Genomic DNA, 13,043 nt, shown 5'->3' with positions numbered 1-13,043 from the left:
CCTTAATACCAAAAATGAAATTCCGATAAACGGCTGCCGAGGAAGAAATTAATCAGCAGCACTAAAAATGCGTAAATATGGGCCAGTGAATAGGACATGCCATTCAACGTGCCTTTTTGATGGCGCCACAGGATTACACTGTAGACGACCACAAGTATAAATGAACCGATGATCTTCAAATCGAAAATCGAGAAATCAAAGAGCGCTATGTACGCCCATTGCAGGCCAAGTACCAGGGACACGAACAGCAGTGAAATGCCGACGCCGATCGAAATCGACATCCCTTTTTCGGTTTGGCCGAGTGATGGCAGGCTGTTCCATTGTTTCGTCCATTTTTTCCGTTTCAACAGCCGATATTGCAGCAGATTGAGCAGCGAAAAGACGAATGACAGTGAAAATGCTGCATATGATAGAATCGCGAAACTGATATGAATGAGCAATAGTTCGGAAATCAACGATTCCCCGACCGGCGATCGCTCAATCTGAACCGGCGCGAATGTATGAATCGTCATGAAGATGAATCCGATGATATTGATCAGGAACACTGCAAAATCGAATCGGTAGAATATCCGGAGTACGAGCGACACCGTGACAAGCAGCCAGGCATAAAAATAAATGCCTTCAAATAGCGTAAGCACCGGGAACCTCTGTGTTTCTATGATATAAAACACAAGAAACACCGTTTGAAGCACCCAGACGCCGCCAAGCAGCGACATCGCTATTTTTGCCGCTTTTTTCTCTTTATATACATAATCCAAAAAATAAAAAACAAGGCTGACAGCATATAGAATAACCATAGCTTCATGCAGCCTTGCCATTGTTATATCAGCCATCCCATTCCCCTTCATTTCCATAGTAAAAGGCGTTTCGTCTCTACATTTTAACATATAGATTCGAAAACGCCTCTTTCCAACCGATTAAAATGAATATCCGGGTGATTCCTGTTGTTGCTGCTTTTGTTTATCTTCCGCAGCTTTTTCAGCTTTGACCATAGCAGCTTTTGACTGCTGCTCGATCTGTACTTGCACTTCCTCTTCAATTCCGAAAATCTGCTGGAACAACTGGAGCTGTTCGCGAGATTTCGGTGAACCGGCCATTTCCTTTGCCTGAGAGACCGGCTCTTTCAGCAATTGGTTGATGATCGATTTTGTATGTTTGTTCAAGATTTTTTTCTCACGGTCAGTCAGGTCCGGCATCTTGTTCTCGATGCTCGCCATCGTTTCCGCCTGGATGCCAAGTGCTTTTTCACGCAATGCGGAAATCACCGGAACCACGCCAAGAGTCGTCAGCCAGTCATTGAATTGACCCGTTTCCTTATCAATCATGGAGACGATTTGAGTCGCAGCGCGTTCGCGTTCCGCCAGATTGGCGTTAACGATGCCTTGCATATCATCGATGTCGTAAAGGAATACATTCGGCAAATCGCCGATGCGCGGATCCATATCACGCGGCACAGCAATATCCACAAGGAATAAAGGCTTGCCTTTGCGCAATTTCTCAACGAATTGCATCAATTCAAGGTCGATAACGAAATCCTGAGCACCTGTTGATGAAATCAAAATATCCGCATCCAGCAATGCACATTGCAATTCATTTAACGGCTTCGCTTTGCCGCCGAATTTGTCAGCAAGAACTTCCGCTTTTTCAAATGTGCGGTTGATGACCGTAATCCGGTCCGCTCCGCTGCCTTGAAGATTTTTGATTGCCAGTTCGCCCATCTTGCCGGCGCCCAGGATGACAACGTGCTTGTTTTTAAGCGTGCCAAAAATCTTCTTGCCAAGTTCAACTGCCGCATACGAAACCGATACGGCATTCTCGCCGATCGCTGTTTCCGAATGCGCCCGTTTGGCAAGCGTTACTGCCTGTTTGAATAATTGGTTGAAAACCGTACCCGTCGTGCCGATTTCCTGTCCGGCAAGGAAGCTGCCCTTCACCTGTCCAAGAATCTGCGTTTCACCAAGCACCATTGAATCGATCCCGGCAGTTACACGGAATAGATGCTCGACCGCCTCATCTTTTTCATGGACAAATAAATACTGCGAAAACGACTCCTGCGGAATATCAAAATAATCCGCCAGGAATTGCTTCACATAGTATTTGCCTGTATGGAGCTGATCGACCACCGCGTAAATCTCTGTGCGGTTGCACGTTGATACGATGACGTTCTCCAATACGCTTTTTTGTTTATTTAAAGCCTGCATGGCCTGTGGAAGTTCGTTTTCGATAAACGATAATTTTTCACGGATCTCCACGGGTGCAGAGCGGTAGTTTACCCCGACTACTAATGTATGCATGGGTTCAAAACACCTTTCACGTTCCATATTTCATATATATAAGTATACCACCAACAATGCTTTATAAGCCTCCGAAATTGTGAACAAGCAATGAAGTATGTTTATTTATAATGATTATAATCTAATTCTAGCACTGGGGAAATTGTAGGACAAGGATTACGCTCGTATTCGAATTTGTCAGTTTACTTGGGGGTTAAAATGGGGCTGTGCGCGGTTTTTCGGGGGGATTTGAGTGGTTCGCCAGTTCTATGATCACTTTTCGGGGTTCTATGATCATTCAAACGATTCTATGATCATTCAAACGATTCTATGATCACTCAAACAGTTCTATGATCACTCAGGTGAAAATTGACCGGATCAGCCGGCACCTCCACCACAATCGTTATCCTTAAAAGAAAAGACATCCCTTTTGAAAGCAGTCCGCAACCGCGGACTGCCCAGTGGGCGGGGCGAACCCCGCCCAATCCCTTGCCAATCCTTTTTTTACATAAAAAAAGCGCAGCCTCAGCTGCGCTCATCCTTCTTACATTCTGCTTTCGATTTCTTTCCAGGCTTCGTCTTTGCCGAGTCCTGTCTCGGAAGAAAAGACGATCAATGGATCGGTTTTCTCCATCTCCAGCGTGTCGCGGACAATTTTCTTGTGCTTGTCCCATTTGCCTTTTGGAATCTTATCCGCTTTCGTCGCGATGATGATGCACGGAATACCGAAATGCTTCATGAAATCATACATTGCGATATCGTCGCGGCTTGGCGGGTGGCGAAGATCGACAATCTGAATCACTGCGCGAAGCGGTTCGCGGTCAGTGATGTAGCGTTCGATCATCTTGCCCCATGCTTCACGTTCACCTTTTGAAACTTTGGCATAGCCGTAGCCGGGAACATCCACATAGAATAGTTTTTCTTCTATCTTATAAAAATTCAGTGTCTGCGTCTTGCCGGGTTTCGAGGAAATACGTGCCATGCTTTTGCGGCCGATCATTTTATTGATAAATGAAGATTTACCAACATTTGAACGTCCTGCTAAAGCGAATTCCGGCAGGCTGTCTTCCGGATACTGATCCGGACGGACGGCACTGATTACAAGTTCTACGTTATTAACTTTCATTTGTTTACTCCTTCTAAAGCGATTTCAAGCGCTTCGTCTGCTTCGGATACAAATTTGAACGTCAATTGTTCGCGGACTGTTTCCGGAATATCTTCGATGTCACGTTCGTTGTCCTTCGGCAAAATGATAGTAGTGAGCCCTGCACGGTGTGCGCTCAATGTTTTTTCCTTCACGCCGCCAATCGGCAATACGCGGCCGCGCAAAGTAATTTCCCCGGTCATCCCCACTTCACGGCGGATTGGCCGTTTAGATAATGAAGACACCAAAGCTGTCGCGATGGCCACACCCGCTGATGGGCCGTCTTTTGGAACAGCACCTTCCGGAACGTGGATGTGGATATCCTGGGATTCATGGAAATTCGGATCAAGGCCAAGCGATTCGGCTCTTGAACGGACAAACGATAAAGCTGTCTGCGCCGATTCCTTCATGACATCTCCCAGTTTACCGGTCAATTGCAATTTGCCTTTGCCCGGTGACAGCGATACTTCAATCTGCAGTGTATCCCCGCCGACTGTTGTATAAGCAAGTCCTGTTGCAACACCGATCTGGTTTTCCGTTTCAGCCATGCCGTAACGGAATTTGCGTTTGCCGAGATACTCCTCGACTTCTTTCTCCGTAACTTCCACAGCTTCCGTCTCTTTCGACACGATCTGCTTGGTCACTTTCCGGCAAATTGAAGCCAGTTGGCGTTCAAGTCCGCGGACTCCGGCTTCCCTTGTGTAGTAACGGACGATAGACAATAAAGCCTCATCTGTAAACTGCAATTGTTCAGCTGTTAATCCGTGTTCTTCCAATTGCTTCGGTGCCAAATGGTTTTTTGCAATCTGCGTTTTCTCCGCTTCCGTGTAGCCCGCAATCGAAATTACTTCCATACGGTCGCGCAGCGGTCCAGGAATTGAGCTGAGATCATTCGCTGTCGCAATGAAAAGCACATTCGAAAGATCATAGGTTTCTTCAATATAATGGTCGCTGAATGAATTATTCTGTTCCGGATCCAACACTTCCAGCATTGCTGATGATGGATCGCCTCTGAAATCATTCGACATTTTCTCGATTTCATCAAGCAGGAATACCGGATTGACCGTCCCCGCTTTTTTCATCCCTTGGATAATCCGGCCTGGCATTGCGCCGACATAAGTACGGCGATGGCCGCGGATTTCGGATTCATCGCGAACTCCCCCAAGTGAAATGCGGACGAATTTGCGATCAAGTGATTCGGCGATCGATTTCGCCAGGGACGTTTTACCGACTCCTGGTGGTCCGACAAGGCAAAGGATTGGGCCGCGCAGTGATTTCGTCATCTGTTGGACAGCCAAATATTCAAGGACGCGTTCTTTGACGCTCTCTAATCCGTCATGGTCACGGTTTAAAACTTCCTCTGCGTATTTGATATCCAAACGGTCTTCCGTTTTCTCAGACCACGGAATCGTCACGAGCCACTCGATATAATTACGGATAATGCCGCTTTCCGCTGCTGCAGAAGGCAGTTTTTCGTAACGGTCAAGCTCTTTAAGCGCCGTCTTTTTCGTCGATTCCGGCATACCGGCTGCGTCAATCCGCTTTTTCAAGTCGGAAATTTCACCCGTTTTGCCGTCTTTATCGCCCAGTTCCTGTTGGATTGCTTTCATCTGCTCGCGCAAATAAAATTCTTTTTGAGTCTGCTCCATCGCTTTTTTGACACGCTGATTGATGCGTTTCTCCAAATCGATGACTTCGTGTTCATTGTGCAAACGGCCAATCAGCATTTCAAGACGCTTGCTGATGTCGAAAGTCTCAAGGACTTCCTGTTTACCGGCCATTTTCAGCGGCAGATGTGATGCAACCATATCCGCCAGGCGGCCTGGTTCTTCAATATCCGCTACCGTTTTATAGGTTTCATTCGTTACTTTTTTCGACGCTTTTGTATACTTCTCGAAATGCTCAACCAACAAACGCATCAACGCGTCCTGCTCAGCATCCCGCTCAGTTTCGTCAGGGAACGAAGTCACTTCCACAACCGGGAAGTTCTCTTCTTCTTCATAAGACTTCCACTGACCGCGTTCCAGTCCTTCGACCAGCACACGGATTGTGCCATTCGGCAACTTCAGCATCTGTTTTACGTATGCCAGCGTGCCGATTTTCTGAAGATCTTCTTTTTCAGGCTGCTCGACACTGATATCTTTCTGAGTTGCAAGGAAAACAATATTGTCTTCCAATAATGCCTGTTCCAATGCAGCCACCGAACGCTCGCGTCCGACATCTATATGCAAAACCATAGTCGGGAAAACAAGAAGTCCGCGCAGCGGCAATAAAGGCACTCGTTTTGTAACTTTCTTCTTAGCCATCTATAAGCCACCTCCGGGAATGTGTTTCTTTAATTACAAACTATTATATAAAGAGAAGTTGAAATCACTTAGATATGGAGCAAAACAGCGAAGACTCCCAGGGGAACAGTAACGGAGTTGGCTTTCCAACTCCGTTACGAGCGAAGTGCTGAGATCCACTCGGGCGAAGTGTAACGAGCACGAGTTAGCTCAGCGCAAGCCCCCAGGAAAGCAAAGCTGTTTTGCGGAATATCGTTTATTAACTATATATAAGAATATAAAGCCAAAAAAATGGACTGAGCCCAGACCGCGCGGATGTGCACAATCTGAGTCAGCCCATATCATCCTAAATTATGCGGATGTTTTCTCATTATTATCTGCAATGTATTCAGAGCCATCTTCCAAGATGAGTTTTGGCTGAACTTTATCGGTAATCGTCTCTTTTGTAATGACACACTCAACAATGTCTTCACGCGAAGGCAAGTCGAACATTACATCAAGCATGATGTTCTCGATAATTGAGCGTAGTCCACGGGCACCAGTTTTACGTTCAATCGCAAGTTTTGCGATTTCCACAAGTGCTTCGTCTTCAAACGTCAATTCAACGCCATCAAGCTCCATCATTTTCTGATATTGCTTGATCAAAGCATTTTTCGGTTCAGTCAAAATCTGTACCAATGCATTTTCATCAAGCTGTTCAAGGCTTGCCAATACTGGCAAACGGCCGATGAACTCAGGGATCAGACCGAATTTAAGCAAGTCTTCAGGAATCAATTGGCTGAGCAATGATTTCTCGTCAAGCTCTTCTTTGTTCGGGTCTGCACCGAAACCGATGATTTTATTGCCGAGACGGCGTTTGATGATTTGATCTACTCCGTCAAAGGCACCACCCACGATAAACAGGACATTCGTCGTGTCGATCTGGATGAATTCCTGATGAGGATGCTTGCGTCCGCCTTGCGGGGGAACACTTGCAGTTGTACCTTCAAGAATTTTCAGCAAGGCTTGCTGAACGCCTTCACCCGACACGTCACGTGTGATTGACGGGTTTTCTGATTTACGGGCCACTTTATCGATTTCATCGATATAGATGATCCCTTTTTCAGCGCGTTCAACGTCATAGTCCGCGGCCTGAATCAGTTTCAACAGAATGTTCTCGACATCTTCACCGACATAGCCGGCTTCCGTCAGAGATGTTGCATCCGCGATAGCGAAAGGAACATTAAGGATGCGGGCCAAAGTTTGGGCCAATAGAGTTTTACCGCTTCCTGTAGGTCCGATCAATACGATGTTCGACTTGGAAAGCTCAACATCATCTATCTTGCTTTGCGAATTGACGCGTTTGTAGTGATTGTAAACAGCAACAGCAAGCGATTTTTTCGCTTTATCCTGGCCGATTACATAGCCTCCGAGGATATCCATGATTTCCTTCGGTTTTGGCACTTCCTTGAATTCAACTGCTTCATCCGTACCAAGCTCTTCTTCTACGATTTCCGTACAAAGCTCAATACATTCGTCACAAATATATACACCCGGTCCTGCAACCAGTTTACGAACCTGCTCTTGTGGTTTGCCACAGAATGAACATTTTAGATGGTCTTTTTCGTCATTAAATTTGAACAATGTATTCACCCCTATTCAAGCCATAATCTTACAAGATTCTATAGCTTTGAGCAACTAATTAGATTCGCCCAGCTGCTCATAGCCTATGTGAAATCAAAAATCTTCTATGTAGAGAAAACAAGGCGCGTCTCCGCGCCTTGTTTTTTTTGAAACTTATGTGTTCTGCAATATTAGTTGATTTTAGCGTTTTCTACAAGGAATTCAACAGTGTTTTGCATGCGGATATCGTTTTCAAGCATTTCAGTGCCGCCAAGTGCTGCTTTGATCTGCTCAACATCCATGTTGAATTGGCCAGACATCTTCTCAAGTTCTTTGTCGATATCTTCAGAAGTAACTTCCATGTTTTCAGCTTGTGCAATCGCTTCAAGAGTCAATGATACACGTACGCGAGTTTCTGCGTCGCCTTTCATCTGTTCGCGAAGAGCTGCTTCGTCCTGTCCTGAGAACTGGAAGTAAAGCTCAAGGTTCATACCTTGTTGAGTCAAGCGTTGTTCGAAGTCCTGCATCATGCGATCCATTTCTGAATCGATCATTGCCTGCGGGATATCGATTGTTGCGTTTTCAGCTGCTTTTTGAACCAATTCATCGCGCAAAGCTGCATCAGCATTTGAAGCTTTTTCAGCTGCAGCCGCTTCTTTCATTTTTGTGCGCAGTTCATCAAGGCTTGAAACTTCTTCGTCGATTTCTTTAGCGAAATCATCGTTCAATTCAGGAAGTTCTTTCCCTTTCACTTCATTTACCTTCACTTTGAAAGTTGCAGCTTTACCTGCAAGTTCAGCAGCGTGGTATTCTTCAGGGAAAGATACTTCAACTTCTTTTTCTTCTCCAGCTTTAACGCCTACCAATTGCTCTTCAAAGCCTGGGATGAATGAATTAGAACCGATTTCAAGAGAGTAGTCGCTTCCTGCTCCGCCTTCAAAAGCTTCGCCGTCGACGAATCCTTCAAAGTCGATAACTGCAGTATCGCCTTCTACGATCGCTTCGTCTTCTTTAACAGCAAGTTCAGCGAAACGCTCTTGGTTTTCTTTCAATTTTTCTTCGATTTCTTCGTCAGTCACTTCAGTATCCGGTTTTGCAACTTCAAGGCCTTTGTACTCGCCAAGCTCAACTTCCGGTTTAACTGTCACTTTAGCAGTGAATACAAGCGGCTGGCCTTTTTCGATTGTTTCAATATCGATTTCAGGGCGGTCAACTGGGTTGATTCCCGCTTCTTCAACTGCGTTTGCATAAGCATCCGGCAAGATGAAGTCCAAAGCATCCTGGTAAAGAGATTCGACACCAAAACGTTTTTCGAACATTTGGCGCGGCATTTTCCCTTTGCGGAATCCTGGTACGTTGATTTCTTTTACGACTTTCTTGAACGCTTTGTCCAGTCCGGCATTTACTTCTTCTGCTGGAACTTCAACTGTAAGTGTTCCTGTGTTACCTTCTTGCTTTTCCCATTTTGCTGACATATATAAGCCCTCCAAACATTTTTTACAAAGTCATTCATACGTTTATACGAATTTTGACAACTTCAATATTATATCACACATGAAACGAGGTTCAACTATTTCTATCCGTTGCGCATTTCAAACCACATTTCTGCCTGTATCAGCAGATTTCGCAGGTCTTCATCACTTGTCTCATCCATTTCTCCCGTGAACAATAAATCCAGATAGGACATATAGGCTTCCGCCACTTCTTTCCCGTCGTACTCATCCATAAGGAAAGGATAAAACAAATAGATATGCCGTTCAAAAAGTTCGTTTGCCATTTCAAGCCGTGTCGGGTCTTTCGCCAATTGTTCCGCAAAAATTGCCCGGATTTCAGCCACCCTCGGGCTCTGTTGCGGATCTGGCAGGTCTGTGATCTTAAACTCGCCAATATAGTGGAACTTATGTATGTTGACCTTTGCTGCCACCTTTTCCTGTTGCATGATAAATAATATGTATGTTTTCGCCAGTAAATCGATCTCCGGATGTTCAACAAGCGCCACCAGCTTATCCTTGAGCGGCTTAAACGAGGACGGTGGCAACTCCATCACTTTGCGTTCCTGTTCAAATGGATTAAGAGACAGAAAAGCTTCAGGCGTATATTGATCCGCATCAATCTTTTCAATCGATTTGGATGCTATCCGTTCGTTCAGATCCCTCAGCAAATGGAATTGTTCCAACCGCTCTTCCGGCAATACCTTTTCCTCAATCAGCGCTTCGATCACATGTTCAGCTTCTTCGAATTCACGCACCTGCATAAGTATGCTTATGTATAATTCCATCGTCTCGAGGTAGTGAATCGGACCCACCTTCAATAATTCCCTGCACACTTCCAGCGCTTCATCATAATCCCCCAGCTCATAGAGACAGTAGGAATAAGCTCCCAGCGCAGCCGGATGCTCCGGTTCGTAGGTAAGCACCTGATAAAGGCCGTCCCTCGCTTCTTCATAACGTTCCTGTTTCAAAAGTGTCATAGCCTCTGTCAGCAAACGGTTGATCGTAGTCGGAAAGACGACAACATTGCCTTTTCGCTTCAACTCCCTGTACTTTTTACGCATCAAATCACCTCCATCGCGCAAATATTGTCTTTACCCTAGAACATTGCCTAATTTGAGAAAATTAAACCTTTCCTCCATACGGCTTATTGCGGCAGTCACCGCATTTATTTTACTATACCACTTACTTCTGCAAATAATGAATGGAATTTTCGAAAAGCGGAAGCGCCCATTTAGATTCGAAAGGCATAAGACGCTCTGGCGAAGCGGTGTGTTTTCAGCCGCACAGCCAGAATGGCTTATGTTCCAGAGAATCTGGGCGCTGGAGTCTGGCCAGTGCAACACTCTTTTTTAAGAACCTTTGAATTAAAACAGCTATACTTTCTCAGCCAAAAAATAAAAAATCCCTTCCCGGCAGGAAGAGATTCATTTTGACCATTTAGTCACCGAATGACAGCGTATAAGCGACATAAGCGCCGACTTCACGGAAGAAAAACGGCACAATTGATGTCAACGAGTTGTATTCAGATGTTGTGGTCGGAGAAGTAAAAGCCTCGAAGCCCGTATCTTCCGCCATTTGGATTGCGCGTTTCATATGCAGCGGATCACTCACTACGAGAAAATCCGACAGCTCATACAACTCAGCGATTTCTGATACAAAGCGGAAATTTTCAATCGTCACCATCGATCGGTCTTCTATATAAATATTTTCTTCCGGAATGCCGTGGGCCATCGCATAGTTTTTGGAAACCACAGCCTCGGCCAATTCGGAACCATTGGTCTTGCCTCCGGTGAAGATAATCTTGTCTACGTAATCATTTTCATAGAGCCAGATCGAATGGTTGATGCGCTCGCGGAGCACCGGCGATGGTTCATCTCCCCAAACCGCCGTTCCAAGAACGATGGCGGCATCCGCTTTCACCAGCTCGGAAGTTTGTGCGTATGTCCAAATATCATAAGCGGCACAGCCGCTGAATCCTGTAAGAAATATCAAAGTAGCTAAAATTATTTTAACCGGCAGTTTCGTCAGCAATTCCAGTTCATCCTACTTTCTGTAATTCTTCTTTAACCTCAGAACAGTTTAGCAAACACAGCTGTTCGATTGGAAGAGTTTCTGGAAAATAATTTTAATTTTTTCCTGCTGCTTCACAAAATGTCCATGCATACAAAAAACCTTCCAGCCGGTGGTCCGGTTGGAAGATTATTAACAGCCGCTATATAACATTCAGCACTAACTTTACTCACCTAGATAAACAACTCACCTTTTCCAATTGTGACTGAGTTGCCGCCGATTTTTACTTCTGTAATATTATCAGGCGTTCCATGTACGGTGATTTCGATGAAACTTGGGCGTTCCATTTCAAATCCCTGCTCGCTTGTAATGCTGTATATGCCATTTTCAGCGTTCGGCAGAATTTTGTGTTTGACTAAATATGCACCAAGTGGACCGCTTGCACCCCCAGTGGCTGGATCTTCGGAAATCCCCATTGCAGGAGCAAACATTCTTCCATGAACTGATGCTGCTGCACTTTCCGTTTCTGCGGTAAAGGCGAAGATGTGTTGGAAATTCGGTGTCCCTTTGAAATGCTGCTCCCAAACGTCAAGCCTGAATTGGATTCGGCGAATTGCCTGAAGAGACTTGACCGGTATAAACAGAAATGGCACGCCCGAGGAGACAGGCTGAACCGGCAGGTCGGGATGAAGTTCTGCTTCTGTCAAAGAAAGAAGATCGGCAGCGAGTTTTCTGTTCTCGAACTTTTCATTGAAAACAGGCAGAGGCTGCTTCATTTCTACTTTCACAATTCGACCGTCTTCTTTGAGAACTGTTACAAGTATTTCTCCGACTTCTTCTTCAAATACACATTCATTTCGCCCTTCTTCTGTCTGCACTGCACCAGCGGAAGTTAACACATAAGCAGCTCCGATTGTGGGATGTCCTGCCATCGGCAATTCCATTTGCGGAGTGAAGATCCGCAATTTCCTCGTATTATCGCTTTTCTGCGGCGGAAAAACAAAAACCGTTTCGGAAAGATTTAACTCCCTGGCAATCTTCTGCATTGTTTCTGTTGATAAATCGTTTCTTCCTTCCACAACAGCCAGCTGGTTTCCACCAAAAGGAGTGTCAGTAAATACATCTACCAAAGTATACTGTAAATTTTTCAAAGTCAGCCTCCTCACCAATATTCTTTTCAGCAAATTAAATTAACATAAATTCAATCACCCTGATTCGATTCGAATTAAGGTTGCGGGTTATATTCTTTATTCAAAACCACTTCCTCGGAAACCATCTTTTTACGCTCGAGATAAAGCTGGATTAATTCGGCATCTTTTTCATCGAACTCTTCAATTTCTTCGATTGTCTGAAGAATCTGCAGCACCTTTTTATCATGTGTCATTTTATTTTCCTTACTTAAATAACTGGTTATAGCACTGGTGAACGTCCCGATTATGCCTATTCCTACTAACATCAAAACTACCGCCAGTATTCTCCCCAGTCCTGTAGTTGGTGAAATATCACCATAACCTACTGTTGTGGTCGTGACGATTGCCCACCAAAGAGCATCAGGAAAAGTATTGATAGCCGGTTCAACAATAATAACGGGTATCGGAATTAAAAAGAGCAGAATCATCGTGACAATCAGTAATTTATCAAGCCCATTGGTTTGCAGGACACCATAAACTGGTTTAAAGAATCTCGATCCAATGCCCAAAAGCCGAATAACCCTAAAAATCCTTACAAATCGTGCAGCACGAAATAAAGAATCCAATGGAATGATTGCGATTAATTCAAATGGATGCGACTTTATGTAATTCCAACGCTTCTCAGAACGCCATAATCGGATGCTGTAATCGGCAACAAATATTAACCAGATGACTTTGTCATACAATAAAAGCTGGTCATTTTCTGAAAAAGCGAAGAAAAGCGAAATAATTACCAGGATAAACATGAAAATTTCATACATCACTGTAAGCTTTTTAATTTCTTTTACCCCCTTTACCTTCTTCTATGTTCTCTAACTATTATATCCTTTTACACTTCATGATTCGATGAATACAGAAAAATGAATATTGCACTGTGAATGAGCCACGTATGCGTAAAATTAATCCATCAATTGCGGAAGATAGAGCCACCGTTTGCGATGTAGAGAGCCACAAACATATTTCCGTTATAAATACCTCCGGTATACTTAAAAAGCATGCGTAAAAGCATGACATTTAAGTAGAAGGAGGATTTTTTTATGGTCAAT

The 13,043-nt window shown here is 44.6% G+C and carries 10 protein-coding genes; all 10 read right to left on the bottom strand.

Going from position 1 to position 13,043, the window contains the following annotated elements:
• Positions 1-2 precede the first annotated feature (2 nt).
• The 10 genes from ccsA to DP120_RS10835 all read right to left on the bottom strand — a co-directional run bounded on the left by ccsA (position 3) and on the right by DP120_RS10835 (position 12,758).
• On the bottom strand, positions 3-833 hold the full coding sequence (gene ccsA / locus DP120_RS10885) for a cytochrome c biogenesis protein CcsA (protein ID WP_112223712.1): 831 nt from the start codon (positions 831-833) through the stop codon (positions 3-5).
• An 84-nt stretch (positions 834-917) separates the two neighbouring features.
• Positions 918-2,294 carry a glutamyl-tRNA reductase gene (gene hemA / locus DP120_RS10880; RefSeq protein WP_112223711.1) on the bottom strand — a complete coding sequence of 459 codons (1,377 nt, stop codon included), beginning with the start codon at positions 2,292-2,294 and terminating at the stop codon, positions 918-920.
• A gap of 523 nt (positions 2,295-2,817) precedes the next feature.
• Positions 2,818-3,399 carry a ribosome biogenesis GTP-binding protein YihA/YsxC gene (gene yihA / locus DP120_RS10870; protein ID WP_112223709.1) on the bottom strand — a complete coding sequence of 194 codons (582 nt, stop codon included), beginning with the start codon at positions 3,397-3,399 and terminating at the stop codon, positions 2,818-2,820.
• Entirely contained in the window at positions 3,396-5,723 is a 2,328-nt protein-coding gene (gene lon / locus DP120_RS10865) for an endopeptidase La (RefSeq protein ID WP_112223708.1), read from the bottom strand. The genes yihA and lon overlap by 4 nt, the downstream gene beginning before the upstream one ends.
• A 330-nt stretch (positions 5,724-6,053) precedes the next feature.
• Entirely contained in the window at positions 6,054-7,325 is a 1,272-nt protein-coding gene (clpX, locus tag DP120_RS10860) for an ATP-dependent protease ATP-binding subunit ClpX (protein ID WP_112223707.1), read from the bottom strand.
• A gap of 170 nt (positions 7,326-7,495) precedes the next feature.
• Entirely contained in the window at positions 7,496-8,779 is a 1,284-nt protein-coding gene (gene tig, locus DP120_RS10855) for a trigger factor (protein WP_112223706.1), read from the bottom strand.
• A 101-nt stretch (positions 8,780-8,880) separates the two neighbouring features.
• Complete coding sequence (locus tag DP120_RS10850; RefSeq protein ID WP_112223705.1) at positions 8,881-9,858, bottom strand: tetratricopeptide repeat protein; 978 nt, start codon at positions 9,856-9,858, stop codon at positions 8,881-8,883.
• 376 nt (positions 9,859-10,234) lie between these two features.
• Positions 10,235-10,828, bottom strand: a complete 594-nt coding sequence (locus tag DP120_RS10845; RefSeq protein WP_205854532.1) for a YdcF family protein — start codon at positions 10,826-10,828, stop codon at positions 10,235-10,237.
• A gap of 212 nt (positions 10,829-11,040) precedes the next feature.
• Positions 11,041-11,958, bottom strand: a complete 918-nt coding sequence (locus DP120_RS10840; RefSeq protein WP_112223704.1) for a PhzF family phenazine biosynthesis protein — start codon at positions 11,956-11,958, stop codon at positions 11,041-11,043.
• Positions 11,959-12,032: 74 nt separating this feature from the next.
• Positions 12,033-12,758 (bottom strand): potassium channel family protein, encoded by a 726-nt coding sequence (locus tag DP120_RS10835; RefSeq protein ID WP_233785917.1) that lies wholly within the window; start codon positions 12,756-12,758, stop codon positions 12,033-12,035.
• Positions 12,759-13,043 lie beyond the last annotated feature (285 nt).

It is taken from the genome of Planococcus halotolerans (assembly GCF_003289955.1).
GTDB lineage: Bacteria > Bacillota > Bacilli > Bacillales_A > Planococcaceae > Planococcus > Planococcus halotolerans.
This window is presented reverse-complemented; position numbering and strand designations above follow the sequence as displayed.